The sequence below is a fragment of the Rhodococcus sp. AH-ZY2 genome (genome assembly GCF_030916465.1).
GTDB classification, from domain to species: Bacteria; Actinomycetota; Actinomycetes; order Mycobacteriales; family Mycobacteriaceae; genus Rhodococcus; species Rhodococcus ruber.
The window spans coordinates 342,691-361,784 of the sequence record NZ_CP126458.1; the positions used below are offsets into that span (position 1 = coordinate 342,691).

General features: G+C 71.5%; 14 protein-coding genes. 10 read left to right on the forward strand and 4 right to left on the reverse strand.

Going from position 1 to position 19,094, the window contains the following annotated elements; translation table 11 throughout:
* Nucleotides 1-97: 97 nt before the first annotated feature.
* The 3 genes from QNA09_RS02525 to QNA09_RS02535 all read right to left on the reverse strand — a co-directional run bounded on the left by QNA09_RS02525 (nt 98) and on the right by QNA09_RS02535 (nt 2,440).
* Entirely contained in the window at nt 98-562 is a 465-nt protein-coding gene (locus QNA09_RS02525; protein WP_010593771.1) for a GNAT family N-acetyltransferase, read from the reverse strand.
* Nucleotides 563-727: 165 nt separating this feature from the next.
* Nucleotides 728-1,612 carry a dihydrodipicolinate synthase family protein gene (locus QNA09_RS02530; protein WP_010593772.1) on the reverse strand — a complete coding sequence of 295 codons (885 nt, stop codon included), beginning with the start codon at nt 1,610-1,612 and terminating at the stop codon, nt 728-730.
* Between the two features lie 39 nt (nt 1,613-1,651).
* Nucleotides 1,652-2,440, reverse strand: coding sequence for an aldolase (locus QNA09_RS02535; protein ID WP_010593773.1), 789 nt, complete (start codon nt 2,438-2,440; stop codon nt 1,652-1,654).
* A 157-nt stretch (nt 2,441-2,597) separates the two neighbouring features.
* On the opposite strand from QNA09_RS02535, the gene QNA09_RS02540 reads away from it, so the two are divergent.
* Nucleotides 2,598-3,206 (forward strand): helix-turn-helix domain-containing protein, encoded by a 609-nt coding sequence (locus tag QNA09_RS02540; RefSeq protein ID WP_048772684.1) that lies wholly within the window; start codon nt 2,598-2,600, stop codon nt 3,204-3,206.
* 336 nt (nt 3,207-3,542) lie between these two features.
* Here the strand turns inward: QNA09_RS02540 and QNA09_RS02545 are convergent, their stop codons facing one another.
* Complete coding sequence (locus QNA09_RS02545) at nt 3,543-4,163, reverse strand: LysE family translocator (protein ID WP_172603549.1); 621 nt, start codon at nt 4,161-4,163, stop codon at nt 3,543-3,545.
* Nucleotides 4,164-4,533: 370 nt separating this feature from the next.
* Between QNA09_RS02545 and QNA09_RS02550 the strand changes: the two genes are divergently transcribed.
* The 9 genes from QNA09_RS02550 to QNA09_RS02590 all read left to right on the forward strand — a co-directional run bounded on the left by QNA09_RS02550 (nt 4,534) and on the right by QNA09_RS02590 (nt 18,981).
* Entirely contained in the window at nt 4,534-5,550 is a 1,017-nt protein-coding gene (locus tag QNA09_RS02550) for an ABC transporter substrate-binding protein (protein WP_010593776.1), read from the forward strand.
* A gap of 76 nt (nt 5,551-5,626) precedes the next feature.
* Nucleotides 5,627-15,013, forward strand: coding sequence for a non-ribosomal peptide synthetase (locus tag QNA09_RS02555; protein WP_308072279.1), 9,387 nt, complete (start codon nt 5,627-5,629; stop codon nt 15,011-15,013).
* 4 nt (nt 15,014-15,017) lie between these two features.
* Nucleotides 15,018-15,257 (forward strand): phosphopantetheine-binding protein, encoded by a 240-nt coding sequence (locus tag QNA09_RS02560; protein ID WP_119699402.1) that lies wholly within the window; start codon nt 15,018-15,020, stop codon nt 15,255-15,257.
* Between the two features lie 7 nt (nt 15,258-15,264).
* Entirely contained in the window at nt 15,265-16,515 is a 1,251-nt protein-coding gene (entS, locus tag QNA09_RS02565; RefSeq protein ID WP_119699403.1) for an enterobactin transporter EntS, read from the forward strand.
* Nucleotides 16,516-16,621: 106 nt separating this feature from the next.
* A complete protein-coding gene (locus tag QNA09_RS02570; protein WP_003936746.1) occupies nt 16,622-17,185 on the forward strand; it encodes a dihydrofolate reductase family protein in 564 nt (187 codons plus the stop codon).
* 69 nt (nt 17,186-17,254) lie between these two features.
* Nucleotides 17,255-17,464 carry a hypothetical protein gene (locus tag QNA09_RS02575; protein WP_003936745.1) on the forward strand — a complete coding sequence of 70 codons (210 nt, stop codon included), beginning with the start codon at nt 17,255-17,257 and terminating at the stop codon, nt 17,462-17,464.
* Nucleotides 17,461-18,114, forward strand: a complete 654-nt coding sequence (locus QNA09_RS02580) for a class I SAM-dependent methyltransferase (RefSeq protein ID WP_119699404.1) — start codon at nt 17,461-17,463, stop codon at nt 18,112-18,114. The genes QNA09_RS02575 and QNA09_RS02580 overlap by 4 nt, the downstream gene beginning before the upstream one ends.
* A gap of 112 nt (nt 18,115-18,226) precedes the next feature.
* Nucleotides 18,227-18,658: an SRPBCC family protein gene (locus tag QNA09_RS02585; protein ID WP_119699405.1), complete on the forward strand. Its 432-nt coding sequence runs from the start codon at nt 18,227-18,229 to the stop codon at nt 18,656-18,658.
* The gene (locus QNA09_RS02590; RefSeq protein WP_003936742.1) at nt 18,655-18,981 is read left to right on the forward strand and encodes a helix-turn-helix transcriptional regulator; all 327 of its coding nucleotides are present in this window, start codon (nt 18,655-18,657) and stop codon (nt 18,979-18,981) included. The genes QNA09_RS02585 and QNA09_RS02590 overlap by 4 nt, the downstream gene beginning before the upstream one ends.
* The last annotated feature ends 113 nt before the right edge of the window (nt 18,982-19,094 follow it).

The following is a 19,094-nucleotide window of genomic DNA, read 5'->3' on the forward strand; positions in this document are numbered from 1 at the left end:
GTCGGGTCGGTACCTGCCCGGCCGGCCATCACTGCATCCTGACCGGACGAAGTCCTACCGCAGGACTCCTGGAAGGAACACGCTCATGGTGCAGTGATCACCTCGCCGAGGGCTCGGCTTCGTAGGTGACCCAGTTCGTTCGTGTGGCGAGGGTGTTGTAGAGCGCCTGGGCTCGATGGTTGTCCTCGGCGGTCACCCACTGCACCACGGCGCGGCCCTCGGCGGCGGCCATCTCGGTGAGACGCTCGATCAGTGCACGTCCGACCCCCCGGCCCCGGGCCGCGGGGTCGGTGAACAGATCGTCGAGGAAGAGACCGGTGGTACCGGTGTAGGGCGAGGAGAAACGACGGTGGTGTGCGAACCCGAGGATCTCGCCGTGCGCCTCCGCGACGAGCGCCTTGCATTCGTGTCGGGGATCCATGAACCATCCCCATGCACGGGAGACGATGTCCTCGGACTCGGGCAGCTTGTAGAACGTGCGGTACTCACGGAAGAGGACGCGCCAGCGGGTCTCGTCGGTGGGGGCGAGCGGTCGGACCGTCGGAGTGGTGGTCGTTGTCAATTCGGTTGCTCCTGTGGGTTTTCGAAGGTCTCGGGTGGAGCGGTGCCAGTGCGTAGTGTCCGCGGGCTCTGCGTCTGCGAAGTTCGATGCGGGATGCGCTGCGCTCGGCAGGCGGCAGCGTTCGGCCAGTGCTGCGTGTGAAATACGAGCGGTGGTGGTGTTCCGTCACCGGCAGGCGGCGATGAGCTCCTCGAGTCGGGCGGTTTCGGGTTCATCGAGGGGAAGCAGGGGCCGGCGCGGGGTTCCCGCCTCGACGCCGACGCTGCGCAGGCCCGCCTTGATCGTGGCCGGAAGCCCGCGGCTGACGATCATGTCGAGGAGCGGACGGAGCCGATCGAAGAGTTCGGCCGCCTCGTCCTCCCGGCCCGTGGTGATCGCGCGGTGGAACTCGACGATCCGGTGCGGGATCAGGCACGGCGCCGCGGTGCACCAGCCTGCGGCACCCGCCTGAAAGGCCCTCTGCGCCAGCGGGTTGCTGCCGTTGAAGAACGCAAGTGTGTTGCCGCTGAGTTCGTTCAGGCGGTGCATGCGCGCAATGTCACCGGTGGATTCCTTGACCATCGTGATGTTCTCGACCGTGGCGACGAGGTCGAACAGGAACTCCGCCGTCATGTCGATGCCGGTGGTAGCTGGGTTGTTGTAGACCATCACCGGGATTCCGATCGATTCGGCGAGGGTGGTGAAGTGCAACCGGACCTCTTCCTCGGTGAGGCGCCAGTACGAGGTGGGCAGCGCCATCACCGCCGTGGCGCCGAGGCGCTCGGCGATCTGCGCGCGACGGATCGTGCCGGCAGTGGTCAGGTCCGAGACTCCGACGACCGTCGGCACCCGGCCGTCGGTGTGCTCGATGGTTTCGGTTGCGACGGTGATCCACTCGTTGTGGTCGAGGTAGGCGCTCTCCCCGGTGCTGCCGAGGGGGGCGATCGCATCGACGCCTGCATCGATCATGCGGTCCAGCAGCAGGTGCAGGATGTCCACGTCGATCGTCTCGGGGTCTCGGCTGTCGAACGGTGTGACGGGGTATGCAACGATTCCGCTGATTGTGGTCAAGGTGCACTCCAAGAGAATTCGGATGGTGGGTGGCCGGGGTCAGTGGCAGTCGATCGCGTCCGGGTGGGAGCGCAGGGCCTTGCGTGCGTAGTAGCCGAAGTTGGCTTCGCTGCGGCGTGGGGTGAGGGTCCAGTCGTGGGCCTCACGCGCCAGCCGTGGGGGAAGAGGCTTGATCTCGCCGGCCGCCATCGCGAGCAGTTGCAGGCGGGCCGCCCGTTCGATCAGGTGCGCCAGCGAGCACGCCTCTTCGATGGTCGATCCGACGACGAGTTGCCCGTGGTGGGCGAGCAGGATCGCGCGCTTGTCACCGAGCGCGGCAGAGATGATCTCGCCCTCCTCGTTGCCGACGGGAACTCCCGGCCAGTCCGGCAGGAACGCACAGTCGTCGTAGAGCGGGGCGACGTCCATCTGCGAGACCTGCAGGGGGATCTCGAGCATGGACAATGCCGCCGCGTGCAGCGGATGCGTGTGGACGATGCAGTTCACATCCGGCCGTGCCCGGTAGATCCAGCTGTGGAACCTGTTGGCCGGGTTCGCCATGCCGCTGCCTTCGAGAACCTGAAGGTCCTCGTCGACGAGGAGCAGGTTGCTTTCGGTGATCTCGTCGAAGCCGAGACCGAGCCGCTGCGTGAGGAAGGTTCCCGGTGCCGTGCCGCGCGCGGAGATCTGGCCCGCCAGACCGGAGTCGTGTCCGGCATCGAACAGGGCCCGGCAGGTCAGGGCGATCTTCTGGCGGTCCGTCCACTCGGCCGCCGCGACCTCGGTGAGCATGGTCTTCTTGGCGGTCTCCATCAACTCGGCTTTGCCGAGATTCATCGTTGTCGCCATCCTCGGGGCTCCTTTCACCACGGACAAGTCGATGACACGTAGAGCACTATAGGACACAAAGTGTCCTATAGTGCAACCGGGTGACGTGGTCGGTAGGGTGGGCGTGTGCGGGGACGCCTGTCTTCGCGGGCGCAACCGAGAGGGAGGTGTGGACACGATGGCGGCGCTACTGCGGTCGCATCGACGCCGGGCGGGGTTGACCTTGGAGGCCCTCGCCGAGGGCACCGGGCTGACCAAGAGCTACCTGTCGAAGGTCGAGCGAGGGATCAGTACACCGTCGATCGCGGTGGCGCTGAAGATCGCGCGGGCCCTGGACGCCGATGTCAGTCAGCTGTTCTCCGACAGCCCCGACAACAGCATGATGACGGTCGAGCGGCGAGGTGAGCGCGCGCAGGTCGACGAGCGCGACGGGAGTGCGGTCTACGACGCCGTCGCCACCCGCATGATCGGTAAATCCATGCAGCCGTTCATTGTTCACCCGACGACGCAACCCGGATCCGACTACATGGAGCACCCGGGTGAAGAGTTCATCCTTGTCAAGGAGGGGACTGTCGAGGTGAGCATCCCCGATCAGGTGATCACCCTGGACGAGGGGGACAGCCTCTACTTCGACGCGAATACCCCCCATCGCGTCCGATCGGTGTCGCCGTCACGGGCCGTGCTGATTGTGGTCGTCCACGACCGGGACGGCGACAGTGCCGACGCCGGGCCGGCGTCGAAGTCCGCGCAGCGCTGCGCGCCCACAGCGCCGACGTCCAGCAGCTGAACGCCGCCTCTCCCGAGGGTGCCCCGACCCGAACCGTAGGCATACCGGCCCTCTGACTTCCGCCGATGTCCCCCGTCCTGGGCGGTGAGCCCCTCCGACAGGCCGGAGAACCCGCGCACAGCAGGGTCGTTCAAGCAGCCAACGGGTGACGTGATCCTCTCGGCCTCGTCGAAATGAGGGGTCGCGGGAATCTGGGGATACGCGCCCTGCGGTGAGCCCGTCGCGCAGATGCGGTTGCACGGGAGCAGTGCGCGAAGGTCGTGGGCGTGGCACCCTCCGATTGCTCGGGTGGAGGGGGTGGCCGGGCCGGTGCGCCCGACTCGAGGTCGCCCGGGGTCAGGCGAGTAGTTCTGTTGTGCCCGACCACAGCACGACCCCGGCGAGAATCGTCAGGACCGCGGAGGTGGTGCGGGCGAACGCGCGGGCATGGGACCGCAGCCAGTGGTCGACGACTTTCGCGGATGCGAACCAGGCGAGGGCACCGAACCACGCGGCTTCGGAGGCGATCAGCAACACCGCCACGGTGAGTTTGTCTGCTCCGGAGGCGTGCTGCGGTATCAGTGTGGCGAACACGGCCATGAAGAACACCACCGCTTTCGGGTTGGTGATGTTGGTGGCGACACCGAGCGCGAAGGACGTCGACGGGGATTGCGGCGATGCGCCCGTTGCGGTGTCGGTGAGGGGCCGCGCCCGGAGGGTCGCCACGGCCAGGTACAGCAGCAGCGCCGCCCCGAGGATCTGGACGGCGGCGAGCACCTTCGGTGGTCCGGCCGCCACACCCAGCATCGCTACGGTGACCCAGACCGCGATTCCGGTGGCGATCCCGAGGGCTGTGGCGATCCCGAGGCGGCGGGACCCCAGGACCGACTGTCGCAGCACCACAACAGCATCCGGTCCGGGGGAGACGACCCCGGCCAGCCAGACGCCCATCAGGGCCAGATAGCTACCGATGCTCACCGCGCCATCGTGCCATTTCTCCAGGATCGGGGCGGTGTCGCCCACCCGTCGGGTGCCGCACGGCGTCCACCTCGGGCCGCGCCGGCGCGAGGAGCATCTTCAGGAGGCGAGGGTGTCCACCGAGGCGGTGTTGCCTGCCTCGCCGAGGTCGGGGTTGCGGCAGGGTCGGCCTCCGCACCGGAGGGGCGGTGCGTGTGCGGCTGCGGTGGTGGCGACGCGGTGGCGGGGGAGCCGGCGGCTCGGACCGGCGCGACGCGTGAGGGGACGCCGTGGTCCGGAGACGTAGCGCTTGGCGCGCAGAGTAGGTTCGGTTAGCCTAACCAACTGAGTTCGGGCAGGTGCCCGGCGAACAGACATGTGGGAGTGAGCGATGCGGGTTGAGGGACTGGGCCGGGTGCGCCGCGCGGCGGCGATCGGCGCGGCGGCGATGCTGGCGATCGGCCTCGCGGGATGCGGCAGCGACAGCGGCACCGGTGAGGAGTCCGGCGCGAGCACCACGCGCACGTTCGAGGCGCAGAACGGGTCGATCGAGATCCCGGCCGATCCGCAGCGCATCGTCGCCTGCGGCTACGCGGTCCTGCCGCTGCTCCAGGCCGAGGCGAACCTGGCTGCGGCCTGCGAGTGGACCCGCGAGCTCGACAACATGGACGCCGAGACCGAGGCCGCGTACGAGGCCCTGCCCAAGGTGGCGCCGGACGGAGCCGTGAGCGAACTCGACTACGAGGCCGTGGCCGCCGCCGCACCCGACCTGATCATCATGGGCGTGCCCGCGCGCGTGCAGTCGCAGCTCGACACGGCCAAGCTCGAGGCGCTCGCTCCGGTGGTCTTCCTCGGCCTGACCGACCCCGGTGACTGGCGCATGCTCGGCGAGCAGTACGCCGACGCCGCCGGCGTCTCCGAGGAGTACGGCGAGTACAAGGAACAGTACGAGGCGCGTGCCGCCGAGATCGCCGACAAGTACCGCGGCACCCTCGGGAACCTGACCTTCGCCGGGGTCTGCAATGTGTGCGGCACCGAGCCGGGTGAGTTCTACCGCGAGTACGCCTCCTCGTACACCACCAACCTCTTCCAGGACCTCGACCTGCAATTCCCCGGTCAGCCCGCCGATCCCGAGGCCGTGCACGGCGAGTACCTCTCCGTCGAGGAGATCGGCCGGAACCTCGGGGACGTCGACGTCATCGTCTACGGCGTCGAGGGCGACGGGTCCGTCTCGCCCGAGCTGCAGGAGCTGATGGCCTCCCCGCTGTGGCAGGCCCTGCCCGCCGTGCAGGCTGGAAACCTGGTCCCGGTCCGGCACTCCCACGCCGCGACCTACGAGACCGCGCTGCTCGCACTCGATTCCATCGATCAGGCGCTCGCCGCGCTGCCCGCGAACCAGCAGCAGTAGCCCTCCCGGCACCCACGGCCCCCGCGTCCGGCGACCGGGGGCCGTGCTCGTCGCACACCCGCTCCGATAGGCAGCCATGACCCGCACCTCCGCGCTCGAAGACATCGTTCCCCTCTCGCCGCTGCAGCAGGGCCTGCTCTACCTCAGCACCGTCGCCGCGCCCGACGACGCCGCCCGTGCCGCCGGAGCCGTCGAACCGGACGCCTACACCGTGCAGTCCGTGCTGCGCCTGACCGGGCGGGTGGACGAGGACACCCTGCGAGCCTCCGCGCAGGCGCTGCTGGACCGGCACCCTGCCCTGCGCACGTGTTTCCGTCCCCGCAAGGACGGCCGCACCGCCGGGCTCGTCGTGCGCGGTGTCGAGGCGCTTTGGCGCAGTGTCGATCTCACCGGTTTCGCGGTCGACGAGTCCGAGCGACGTCTCGCGGATCTGCTCGACGAGGATCTGCGCGACTGGTTCGACCTCGCGCGGCCACCGCTGATCCGCTGGCTGTTCGTGCGATTCGGGCCCGACGACGTGCGGTTGGTGCTCACCGCCCACCACATCGTCGTCGACGGCTGGTCCACCCCGATCCTGGTGCGCGAACTCCTCGAGATCTACGCCGCCGGCGGCACCGCCGCCGGGCTGGCCCCGGTGCGGCCCTTCCGCGACTACCTCAGCTGGCTCGACCGGCAGGACCACGACGCCGCTCGCGCGCTGTGGCGCGAATCCCTCGACGGGCTCACCGAACCGAGCCTCGTCGCCCCGCCCGGCGCCACCCGCGCCACCACACCCACCGTCGCACTCGCCGTCGACGTGCCGGTCGAGCTGAACGACCGGCTCACCGGCCTCGCCCGCGACGCCGGCGTCACCCTCAACACCGTCCTGCAGACCGGCTGGGCGCTGCTGCTGTCCGGACTCCTCGGCCGCGACGACATCGTCTTCGGCGCCACCGTCTCCGGGCGACCGCCGGAACTGACCGGCGTCGAATCCATGGTCGGGCTGTTCATCAACACCGTGCCCGTGCGGGTGCGCCTGGATCCCCGCGCCACCGTCACCGAGTTGCTGCGACAGGTGCAGCTGGCGCAGTCCCGCACCGTCGACCATCAGTACCTCGGCCTCGCCGAGGTCCAGCGGGAGACCGGGCTCGGGGAGCTGTTCGACACCCTCACCGTCTTCGAGAGCTACCCCGTGGACCGGGACGCGCTCGACCGCGCCGAGCGCGCGGGCGGGGTCACGATCGCCGCCGTCGAGGGCCGCGACGCCACCAACTATCCGCTCGTGCTCACCGCGGGTGTCGCCGAGACCCTCGTCATGACCCTCGACTACCGGCCCGGTGTGTTCACCGCGGACGACGCCGCCGCCCTCGCCGACCGCCTCGTCCACATCCTCGACACTCTCGCCGCCGCGCCGGACCGCCCGGCCGCCGGGCTGGACCTGCTCACCGGCGCCGAGCGCGGTCGCGTCCTCGGCACGTGGTCCGTCGCACCGGCCGCTCCCGCGGATGGCACCGTCGCGGCGCTGCCCGCCCCGGGGGAGCCCGGCACCCTCGCGGTGGTGTGCGGCGCCGAGGAGCGCACCTTCGCGGAACTGGGAGCGAACTCGGCGCGGCTCGCGCGGCTGCTGATCGAGCTCGGTGTCGGACCCGACGTGCTCGTGGGCCTGGCCCTGCCGCGCTCCGCCGCGACCGTCGAGGCCATCCTCGCGGTGCTCGCCGCAGGCGGTGCCTACCTTCCGCTCGACCCGTCGTACCCGGCGGACCGGCTCGCCCACATGGTCGCCGACGCCCGTCCCGGCGTCGTGCTCACCACCGGCGCCGTCGCCGCGGAACTCGGAGCGACCCTCCCCGGCGGTGGTGCGCACGTCGTCGTGCTGGACGATCCGGACGTGCAGGCCCGGCTCACCGCACTGCCCGCCGCCGCGGTGACCGACGCCGACCGTCGCCGGCCGCTCCGCCCCGGCCACACCGCGTACGTCGTCTACACCTCCGGCTCCACCGGTCTCCCCAAGGGCGTCGTCGTCACCCACGCCAATCTCGCCGATTTCCTTGCCGCACAGAGAGAGACGATCATGCCGTCGGCATCGGGCACACGGCGGGTGCTGCTCACCTACCCTTTCGCCTTCGACTCGGCCGTCGCCGCCCTGACCTGGCTGCTGTCCGGGCACACCCTGCACGTGCTGCCCGACGAGCACCGCAGCGACACCGCATTCGTCGTCGACTACGTGCGCACCCACCGCATCGACCACGTCGACTGCGTGCCCGTGCTGATGAGTGGTCTGCTCGACGCCGGTCTGCTCGACGGGGACCGCCACCGGCCCGCCACGGTCACCGTCGGCGGCGAGGCCGTCGGGTCGGCGCTGTGGCAGCGACTGCGCGCCGCGGACGACGTCGAGGCCTACAACTGCTACGGCCCCACCGAATGCACCGTCGACGCCGCATACACCCGGATCGGCGGCGACACCGTCACCATCGGCGGTCCGACCCCCGGCACCCGGCTGTACGTGCTGGACCGGTGGCTGCGACCGGCGCCGCCCGGTGTGGCCGGGGAACTCTACGTCGCCGGCGGCGGTCTCGCCCGCGGCTACCTGGGACAGCCCGGCCGGACGGGGGAGCGGTTCGTCGCCGACCCGTTCACCGGGGACCGGATGTACCGCACCGGTGACATCGTGCGGTGGCTACCGGACCCGGTCGGCACCGTGCGGTGGCTACCGGACCCGGTCGACACCGTGCGGTGGCTACCGGACCCGATCGACACCGTGCGGTGGTCACCCGACCCGATCGACACCGTGCGGTGGTCACCCGACCCGGTCGCCACCGCGCGGGGCGCCCTCGAATACGTGGGCCGCGCCGACGACCAGGTCAAGATCCGTGGTTTCCGCGTCGAACTCGGCGAGGTCGAGGCCGCGCTGGGTGCCGTGCCGGGGGTGGATGCCGCGGTCGTCGTCGCCCACACCGACGCCCGCGCCGTGCGTCGCCTGGTCGGCTACGTCACCGGAACGGCGGATCCCGGGGCCGTGCGCGCCGCGGTCGCCGCCCGGCTGCCCGACTACCTGGTGCCCGCCGTGATCCTGCCGCTGCCGGTCCTGCCGACCACGGCGAACGGCAAGGTCGACCGGAAGGCCCTGCCGGAGCCGGACTTCGGTGCCCTCGCCGGATCCGGTGAGCCCCGCACCGACACGGAGGCGGCGTTGTGCTCCGCGTTCGCGGAGGTCCTCGGTCTCGACCGCGTCGGCATCGACGACGACTTCTTCACCCTCGGCGGCGATTCCATCGTCTCGATCCAGCTGGTGTCCCGCGCCCGCACCGCCGACGTGCGGATCACCGCGCGTCAGGTGTTCGAACTGCGCACCGTCGCCGCGCTCGCTGCGGCCTGCGACGCCGACACCGGGGACGAGCAGCCGGCGCGGCCCGTCGTCGCGGCCACCGGTCCGGTCCCGCTCACCCCGATCGTGCGCGAAACCCTCGACCACGGAGGGGATCTGCGGCGCTTCGCGCAGTCCCGCCTGCTCGTCGCCCCGGCCGGGCTCACCGAAGCGCACCTCGTCGCCGCCGTCGCCGCGCTGCTGCGCACCCACCCCATGCTGCGCTCACGGCTCACCGTGGCCGGCGACAATGCGGAATGGATAGTCCCCGAAGATGTTCCGGACCCCGAGAGCGTGGTGCGCCGCGTCGATGCGGCAGGCCTCGACGGCCCGCGGTGGCGGGCGCTGTTCGAGACCGAACGTGCTCGCGCCCTGGCGGAGCTCGACCCCGCGGCCGGACGGATGATCCGCGTGCTGTTCCTCGACGCCGGCCCCGGCGCCGCGGGCCGGGTGTTCGTCGTCGTGCACCACCTCGTCGTCGACGGTGTGTCGTGGCGGATCCTGGTTCCCGACCTCGCGGCCGCCGTCGATCAGGCGCGGCGGGGCACCGCGCCGGACCTCGAGCCGGCCGGCACCTCCTTCCGGGACTGGGCGCTCGGGCTCACGGCAGCCGCCGCGTCCGACCGCATCGCGCAGTCCCTGCCGCGCTGGCAGCAGATCGCCGGAACCGCGGAACCGCGGCTCGGTGCCCGCCCGCTGGATCCGGCGCGCGACACCGTCGCCACCACCCGGTCGCGCGAGGTGCGGGTCCCCGTGGCGGTCGCCGAGAAGGTGCTCACCACCGTGCCCGCCGCGTACCGGGCGGGCGTCGCGGATGTGCTGCTCACCGCCCTTGCGCTGGCCGTGACGTCGGTACGCGGCGGCGACGGGCTGCGCGTGCACCTCGAGGGCCACGGCCGCGCCGAGCACGTCGTGCCGGGCGCCGACCTGTCCCGCACCGTCGGCTGGTTCACCACCCTGTACCCCGCCGTGCTCGACGTGTCCGGCATCGATCCGCACGAGGCACTCGCCGGAACCGCCGCCACCGGGACCGCTCTCGCACAGGTCAAGGAGTCGCTGCGGGCACTGCCCGACGACGGCATCGGATTCGGGCTGCTGCGGCGGCTCGCCCCGGAGGGAACGCGGAACTTCCCCGGATACCGTTCTCCCGAAGTGATGTTCAACTACCTCGGCCGGATGACGCTGGGGGAGAACACCGGTCAGGAGTGGTCCACCGCACCGGAGGCGGGCGCGCTCGGCGGCGCCGTCGATCCCGGCACCCCGCTCGACCACGTCCTGGACGTCAACGCCGTCACCGAGGACGGCCCCGCCGGACCCGAGATCGTCTGCGAATTCACCGCGGCGGAGGTCCTCGACGAGGAAACCCTCACACTCGTCTCCCGTCGCTGGGTGGAGGCCCTGACCGCGCTGGCCCGGCACGCCGACGCCCCCGGCGCCGGCGGTCCCACCCCGTCGGATCTGACCTACCCCGGGCTGACCATTACGGAACTGGACTCGCTCACCGCCGAACTCGGCCCGATCGACGACATCGTGCCGCTGACGCCGTTGCAGCGCGGGATGTTCTTCCTCGCCGGTCTCGACGGCGGCACCGGGACCGACGTGTACTCGATGCAGACCGTCCTCGATCTGCGCGGTGATCTCGACCGGGACACCCTGCGGCGCAGCGCCGCCGCGTTGCTGCACCGGCACGCGAATCTGCGCACCGGGTTCCGCACCACTGCGGCGGGCGACCCGATCGGCGTCGTCCTCCGGGACCCGGGCCTGCGGTGGACGGACGTCGCCCTCACACCCACCCCCGGGACCACCCCCGCCCCCGTGGCCGAATGTCACATCGCGTCGGTCGGATCGACGCAATGTGACATTCGGCCGGTCGAGGAGCGCAGCGACGAGCTCGTCGCCGCCGACCGCGCCACCCGGTTCGACGTCGCGGCCGCGCCGCTGGTGCGGTTCACGCTCGTGTGCCTCGCGCCGGACCGGCACCGGTTGATCCTCGCCGCGCACCACCTGCTGCTCGACGGGTGGTCGTCGCCGCTGCTCGTGCAGGAACTGTTCACCCTGTACGGGGCGGGGGCCGATCCGGCGGCGCTGCCCACGGTCCGGCCGTTCACCGACTATCTCGCCTGGCTGGGCGCCCGCGACACCGACGACGGACTGCGCCGCTGGACCGAGGCGCTCGCCGGGGTCGAGGAACCCACGCTGCTCACCCCCGCCGGCTCGTCGCTCGACGCCACGCTGCCCGTCGAACTCCCCGTGCCGGTTCCGGCCGGACTGGCTGCGGGACTGCAGCGCCGCTGCCGCGAGCTCGGCGTCACCGTGAACACCGCGGTGCAGACCGCGTGGGCGGTCCTTCTCGGCGCCCGGCTCGACCGCACGGATGTGACCTTCGGTGCCGTCGTCTCCGGCCGCGTCCCGGACGTGCCCGGAATCGAGACGATGATCGGTCTGTTCATCAACACCGTGCCCGTGCGCGTCGCGCTGCGCCCCGGCGAACCCACTGACGATCTGCTCCGCCGCGTCCAGGACGAGCAGAACCGGCTCCTCGATCACCAGTACGTCGGACTCGCCGACATCCAGCGCGCCGTCGGCGTCGGAGAACTCTTCGACACCCTCGTCGTGTTCGAGAGCTACCCGATCGACACCGACGCCCTCGCCCGGGCGCAGCGTTCCGGCGGCCTCGACGTCACCGACGTCCGCGGCCACGACGCCACCAACTTCCCGCTTGTGCTCGTCGCCGGACTCGACGACGAGCTCGCCCTCACCCTCGAATACCAGCGGGCGCTGTTCACCGCCGACGACGCCGAGGGGATCGGCCGCCGGCTCGTGCATCTCCTCGAGCAGTTCGCCGGCGGCCGACCGCGGCGCGTCGCGCAGCTCGACATCCTCGGTCCGGCCGAAGGGGAACGGTGGCACGAGCTCTCGTCGACCGCTCCGGCATCGTCGAGCGGGCACGCCACCGTGCCCGACCTGCTCGCGGCGCAGATCGCCCGCACCCCGGACGCGACGGCCGTGGTGTGCGGGAACGAGCGCCTGACCTTCGCCGAGCTCGGCGCCGCCGCGGCGCGGCTGGCACGGCGGCTGATCGACGCAGGCGTCGGACCCGAGACACTGGTGGGTCTGGCCCTGCCTCGCTCGGCCGAGACGATGGTCGCGATCTGTGCCGTGCACGCCGCCGGCGGCGCCTACGTGCCGATGGACCCGTCGTATCCGGCCGAGCGCCTCGCCCACATGGTCGGCGACTCCCGGCCGCGGGTCGTGGTCACCGGCGGAGCCGTCGCGCACACGCTGCGACCGGTGCTCGGTGCAGTGCCGGTGTTCGATCTCGACGACGAGGCGGTCCGTGCCGACCTCGCGGTCCGTCCGGCCGCCCCCGTCACCGATCGCGAGCGAATCGCACCGCTGCGGCCCGAGCATCCGGTGTACGTCATCTACACCTCCGGCTCCACCGGACTTCCGAAGGGTGTGGCGGTCACGCACGCGAACCTGCTCGGCCTGTTCGACAGCCACCGCGCCGACCTGTACGTACCCACCGTGGCGGCGGCGGGCCGGCCGAGCGTGGGGGTCGGGCACGCGTGGTCGTTCGGGTTCGACGCCTCCTGGCAGCCGATGCTGTGGCTGCTCGACGGGCACGCCGTGCACGTGTTCGACGAGGACACCGTGCGTGACCCCGAGGCGATGGCCGGATACGTCGCCGAACACGCCCTCGACTTCCTCGAGGTCACCCCGTCGTTCCTCGACCGGATGGTCGCTGCCGGGCTGTTCGACGGCGAGCACCGCCCCGCCACGGTCGGATTCGGCGGTGAGGCCGTCAACCCGGCGCTGTGGCGGCGGCTGCGGGAACTGACCGACGGACGTGCGTTCAACCTCTACGGGCCCACCGAGTGCACCGTCGATTCGCTCGTCGGGCAGGTCACCGACGCCGAGACCCCGTGCCTGGGCCGGGCCGTACACGGCGCCGCCGCCTACGTCCTCGACCGGATGCTGCGCCCCGTGCCGGTCGGCGTCGCGGGGGAGCTGTACGTCGCCGGATCCGGCGTCGCCCGGGGCTACCTCGGCCGACCCGACCTGACCGGCACCCGCTTCCTGCCCGACCCGTTCGGTCCGCCCGGCGCCCGTATGTACCGCACCGGCGACGTCGTGCGCCGCGTCCCGGCGGGCGACGGCCGGGTCACCCTCGAATTCCTCGGCCGCGGCGACGACCAGGTCAAGATCCGCGGATTCCGGGTCGAGCTCGGCGAGGTCGAGGCGGCGCTGACCGCGGTGCGCGGGGTGCGCGACGCCGTCGCCGTCGCCCACACCGACGACCGCGGGGTGTGCCGCCTCGTCGGCTACGTCGTCCCCGACGGCGACGTGGACCCCGCCGCCGTGCGGGCCGTGCTCGCCGAGCGGGTCCCCGACTACCTGGTGCCGGCCGCGGTGCTCGTGCTGGCCGCATTCCCCGTCACCGCCAACGGCAAGGTGGACCGGAAGGCGCTGCCGGAGCCGGACTTCGGGGCGCTGGCCGGTTCGGGGGAGCCGCGCACCGCGCGGGAGGCCGCGCTGGCGGAGGTGGCCGCCGAGGTGCTCGGCCTCGACCGCGTCGGGATCGACGACGACTTCTTCGCCCTCGGCGGCGACTCGATCGTCTCGATCCAGTTCGTCTCCCGCGCTCGGGCCGCCGGGCTCCGGCTCACGGCCCGGCAGGTGTTCGAGCTGCGCACCGTCGCGGCGCTGGCGGCCGTCGACGAACCCGCCGTCCCGGCGACGGTGCCCGCGATCGCCGCGACGGGCGACGTGCCGATCACCCCGATCGTGTGGGAGGCCCTCGCGTGGGGTGGCGACCTCGCGCGGTTCTCGCAGGCCCGGCTGCTCGTCGCACCCGTCGGCCTCACCGTGGACGTGCTCGGAACGGCCGTCGCGGCGCTGCTCGACACCCATCCGATGCTGCGGTCCCGGTTCGTCGTCACCGACGGCGGGCCGCGCTGGACCGTCCCCGAGGACGCACCGGACATCGAGACACTGGTGCGCCGCGTCGAGGTCGGCGAGGTCGACGCCGAGCGGTGGGCGGACCGATTCGCTGCTGAACGTGAAACAGCCTACGGGGCACTCGATCCGGAATCCGGAGTGATGGTGCAGGTGATCTGGTTCGACTTCGGGCCGGACCGCCCCGGCCGCGTGTTCGTCGCCGTGCACCACCTGGTGATCGACGGCGTGTCGTGGCGGATCCTCGTCCCGGATCTCGCCGATGCCGTCGAACAGGCCGGACGCGGCGAGACCGTGGCGCTGACGCCGCCGGGCACGTCGTTCCGGGCGTGGGCGACCGGCCTCGCCGAGGCCGCGCGCTCCGAGCGGGTCAGGACCTCGCTGCCCGCATGGCAACCCGCGGTCGAACCACCGCTCGGTGCGCGGCCGCTGGACCCGGTCCGCGACACGGTCGCGGCGCTGCGCTCGACGCACGTGCGGGTCCCCGTGCCGGTCACCGAGGACGTTCTCGCCTCCGGGGCCGTGAACGACGCCCTGCTCGCGGCGCTCGCCGTGGCGGTGGCCTCGGTCCGCGGCGGCGACGTCGTGCGCGTCGAACTCGAGGGCCACGGACGCGAGGAGCAGATCGTGCCCGGGTCCGACGTCGCGCGCACCGTCGGATGGTTCACCTCGATGTTCCCGGTCGCGTTGAACCTGTCCGGCATCGACCCCGGGGACGCTCTGGCCGAAGCGGCTGCCGCACACGCGGTCCGCACGCGCGTCACGGAAGCCTTGAAGGCTGTGCCCGACAACGGTATCGGGTTCGGACTGCTGCACCGACTCGCCCCGGACCCGGCCTTCGACCGCTATCGGCGACCGCAGGTGGTGTTCAACTACCTCGGCCGGATGACGCTGGGGGAGGACACCGGTGCCCCGTGGTCCGGCGCACCCGAGGCCGTCGCGCTCGGCGGTTCCGTCGACCCGGCCACGCCGCTCGACCACGTCCTGCATGTCGACGCCGTCGTCGAGGACACCGCGGAAGGCCCCGTGCTCGACTGCGAATTCGCCGCGCCCGCCGAGGTGCTCGACGAGCACACCGTCGACCTCGTGGCCCGGCGCTGGGTCCAGGCCCTGACCGTCGCCGCCCGCATCCCCGAACCCGTTGCCATCGAAAAGGAGTGACCTCATGTCAGCACAGTCCGGCATCCTGGACCGCGAAACGATCCGCATCGATATCGCGCGTCTTCTCGAGATCGAGGCAGAAGAACTGGATCCCGCAGTCAGCCTCGTCGATCAGGGCCTCGACTCGGTGCGCCTGATGGCGCTCGTGGAACAGTGGCGCGGCGCCGGCGCGGACGTCGACTTCGTCTCCCTGGCCACCGAACCGCAGCTCGAGGCGTGGTACGACCTGCTCACCTCGCGGTGACCCGGCCGTGGCCCTGATCGACAAGCTGGTCCTCGACCTCGACCCGCTGCGCACCAGCCGCGAATTCCGCTACATCTTCACTGCCCGGGTCGTGTCGCTGTTCGGACTCGGCTTCCTCGTCGTGGCCGTGCCCCTGCAGGTGTATCGGCTCACCGGATCCACCGCGCAGGTCGCCGCGGTCTCGGCGGTGCTCGGCGTGACCACGTTCGCCGCCACCTTCGCCGGCGGGGTACTCGCCGATCGCTACGACCGGCGGCGGGTCATCGCGCTCGCGCGCGGCACGGCGGGTGTGGCGTTCGCGGTGCTCGCGGTCAACGCGTTCCTGCCCGATCCGAAGATGTGGGTCGTCTACGTGGCGGCGGTGATCGACGGGGTGTGCGGGGGCATCTCCGCGACGGCGCTCATGGCCGTCACACCCAGCCTGCTGCCCCGGGAGAAGATGGCCGCCGCCGGTGCTCTCATGGCGCTGACCGGCGACCTGGGCGCGATGATCGGGCCGGCGCTCGGCGGCGTCGTCATCGCCACCGGGGGAGTCGGGGTGGCCTACGCGCTGGCCGCGTTCACCACCGCGATCACGACCTTCTGCATCACCCGGCTGCCGGCGCTGCCGCCGACCCACGTCGCCGACGAGTCGCCACTGCGTTCGGTGGTGAGCGGCTTCCGCTACGCGGCGGCGAACCGCGTCCTCGGCGGCGTGCTCGTCTGCGGGTTCGTGACGATGCTGCTCGCCGGCTGGTCGGTGCTCGTCCCCGAGTACGCGACCGAGGTGCTCGGCGCGGGACCGTCGGTGGTGGGACTGCTCTACACCGCCCCGGCAGTCGGCGCGGTGATCGGCTCCCTCACCAGCGGCTGGACCGGCCGTCTCCGCCGGTCCGGACAGGCGGTCTTCGTGCTCATGGCCGTCTCCGCCGCGGGACTCGCCGGGGCGGGCCTCACCGCGACCGTCGCGGTGGCGCTGATCGGTCTGGCCGCGCACGGCTTCGGCGATGCGCTCACCGACATCGTCCGGTACGCGACGGTCCAGAAGCACACCTCCGACGAGTACCGGGGCCGCATCGCGGCGGTGTGGGCGGCGCAGGTCACCGCCGGCGCCTCCGTCGGCGCGGTGGTCGCCGGTGCGGTGGCGACGTCGGTGCCGATCTCTGCGGCGCTGCCTGCGTACGGCGCCGTCGGGCTGGTGGTCACCGCGCTGCTGTGGACCACCCTGCGGACGCTGCGCCGGCTCGACGAGGGCAGTAGCCTCGAGCGGGTCGTCTGAGTCCGTCCGGTCCGTGCCGCGATGAGTTCGGCGGAGCCGGCTGGTCTGTATCCGGGACAGCACACCCGTCCGCGCGGACGGGGCAGGCCGAAGAGGAGTGGATGTCATGGGCAAGGTCACCGTCACCGAGTTCGTCTCTGCGGACGGCATCATGGAGAACCCCGCGTGGACGTTCCCGTACTGGAACGACACGATCGCCGCATTCAAGGACGCCGAACTGAACGAGGCGGACGCGTTGCTCCTCGGCCGCACCACCTACCAGGAGTTCGCCGCGGTCTGGCCCGACCACCCCGGGGAGGATGATGCTTCCAAGGCCCAGATGAACGACATTCCCAAACACGTCGCCACGACCACGCTCACCGAACTGGAGTGGAACGCGAGCCGCATCGAGGGTGACGTCGCGCAGGGGATCCGCGCACTCAAGGCCGAGAAGAACCTGCTGGTCATGGGGAGCGGCAGCCTCGTCGAGTTCCTGCGCGGTCAGGGACTCGTCGACGAGTACCGGCTCGCCGTCTACCCCGTGCTGGTCGGCTCGGGCCGGCGCCTGTTCGACCCCGTCGAGGCGCAGGCGACCCTCGAGCTCCGCGACTGCAAGGTCCTCGACAACGGCGTCCTGCTGCTCGTCTACGACGTGGTGTCCGACACCGTTGCCGTTCCGGATTTCGACTGACGGCGTACCCGCAGCCGAGGCCCGGCTCGAGCCGTTGTTTCGAGGCTCGGAGGCGGGGAACCCGACAGCATGTCCGTCAACGAGCCGTTCATGCCGTTCAAGAGCGCATCCGGGGAAGAGATCGACGCTGCGGATCCGGGGCAGGGCGCCCCGGGAACCGACTCCGCGCCGCCCACCACTGCCGAGGACGCCCGGGCCGTGGATTCCGAACGCGGCGAACAGAATGATCGGCACTCCGAGTCCCCGTTCCGCACTCCCACGCCCCCGCGCGACGGATGACGACCGACGCTGCGCGGGCGCGGGACTACGACACCTGGTTCGACACCCCGTGGGGCGCCCACGCCTGGGTCGTGGAGCGCGCCGCGGTCGACGAGATCCTCCCCGAGGTGGCCGGCCGGAGCGTGATCGAAGTCGGCTGCGGGACCGGGCGGCTCGTGAGTCATCTCGCCCACCGTGGTGCCCGCGTGCTCGGTGTGGACCTCTCGGCGGGCATGCTGTCCGTCGCGGCCGGCCGGGCACCCGTCCGGCTCGTGCGCGCCGATGCCACTCGCCTGCCCGTGCCGGATGCCGTTGCCGACGCCGCCGTGACGATCGCGGCCCTCGAATTCACCGACGCCGCGGCGGTGCTCGCCGAGATGGCTCGCATCACTCGCCCGGGCGGGCGCATCGTCGCGCTCGCCCTCAATCCGACCAGTCCGTGGGGGTGGATCGATCGGCCCACCCGCCGAGCGCCGTACTCGGCCGCGCGCTTCGTCTCTCGGCGAGAGCTGCGCCGCCTGGGTGATCGACACGGCCGGGCCCGGGTGCGAAGCCGGTTGTTCACCGCAGCGCGGTTCGGGCATCGGCTCGAACCGGTTGCGGCCCTGGTGGGTCGGATCCTCCCCTGGTTCGGTGCCGTCCAGGTGCTGGTCGTCGACCGGGCGCACTGAGAGACGGTCGGGGTGGCGAAGGCCGGGATTTGTGCAACTCGGGGGTTGCAGCGTGGGGTGAAAGGTGCAACTCTGGAGTTGCACAAATCCTATCCCCGGACTGGAGGCGATCATGGCCCCGCTCGACATCACCCGCACCATCGACATCGCGGCCCCGGCCACCAAGGTGTGGGCCGCACTGACCGAACCCGAACTCATCGCGCAATGGTTCGGCGACAGAATCGAATTCGACGCAACACCCGGCGGCACGGGCGCGTTCGGCTGGACGGGACATGACCACGGTCCCTTCCGGGTACTGATCGAGCACGTGGACGAGCCGAAGACGCTCGTCTACCGCTGGGCGCGCGACGCGAACGTGGACCCGGTGCCGGGCAACTCCACGGTGGTGCGGTTCGACCTCGCGGAGATCGAGGGCGGCACCCGGCTGACCCTGGTGGAGACCGGCTTCGAGGAACTCGTCGATCCGCAGTCGGCCCACGACGGCAACGTCGACGGCTGGCGCGCCGAACTCGGCGACTTGGTGGAGTTCCTGGAATCCCGGTGAACGACGTGGCGAAGGGAGTTCCGGCGGTGCTCGCGGTACTGGCCGACGAAACCCGCTGGAACATCCTCACCGCGATCGGCGCCGAGGACCTGTCCGCGAGTGCGCTCGCGGAGCGGCTGCCGGTCAGCCGTCAGGCGATCGCGAAGCACCTGACCGTGCTGGCCGATGCCGGGCTCGTGGAGTCGTTCCGGATCGGGCGGGAGATCCGCTACCGGGCGGTCGGAGCCCGGCTCGGCGAACTGGCCGGCGAACTGGACTCGATCGGACGGCAGTGGGACCGTCGCCTCGAGGCGATCAAGCGCATCGCCGAGCGGCCCGACTGACCGCACGAGTGGGCCGCGCGGTGCCGTCGAGGGGGTGCCCATCGGCACCCTCGGGGTGGTGGTACCGATCGCCGCCGACGCCGACCCTGTAGTGGTCCGCGGAGGAATCTGCT

What these genes read in the sequence shown, in the direction of transcription:
- QNA09_RS02535 (WP_010593773.1), bottom strand. Translation starts at nt 2,440, where the DNA reads ATGGCGACAACGATGAATCTCGGCAAAGCCGAGTTGATGGAGACCGCC.
- QNA09_RS02540 (WP_048772684.1), top strand. Translation starts at nt 2,598, where the DNA reads ATGGCGGCGCTACTGCGGTCGCATCGACGCCGGGCGGGGTTGACCTTG.
- QNA09_RS02550 (WP_010593776.1), top strand. Translation starts at nt 4,534, where the DNA reads ATGCGGGTTGAGGGACTGGGCCGGGTGCGCCGCGCGGCGGCGATCGGC.
- QNA09_RS02555 (WP_308072279.1), top strand. Translation starts at nt 5,627, where the DNA reads ATGACCCGCACCTCCGCGCTCGAAGACATCGTTCCCCTCTCGCCGCTG.
- QNA09_RS02560 (WP_119699402.1), top strand. Translation starts at nt 15,018, where the DNA reads ATGTCAGCACAGTCCGGCATCCTGGACCGCGAAACGATCCGCATCGAT.
- QNA09_RS02570 (WP_003936746.1), top strand. Translation starts at nt 16,622, where the DNA reads ATGGGCAAGGTCACCGTCACCGAGTTCGTCTCTGCGGACGGCATCATG.
- QNA09_RS02575 (WP_003936745.1), top strand. Translation starts at nt 17,255, where the DNA reads ATGTCCGTCAACGAGCCGTTCATGCCGTTCAAGAGCGCATCCGGGGAA.
- QNA09_RS02580 (WP_119699404.1), top strand. Translation starts at nt 17,461, where the DNA reads ATGACGACCGACGCTGCGCGGGCGCGGGACTACGACACCTGGTTCGAC.
- QNA09_RS02585 (WP_119699405.1), top strand. Translation starts at nt 18,227, where the DNA reads ATGGCCCCGCTCGACATCACCCGCACCATCGACATCGCGGCCCCGGCC.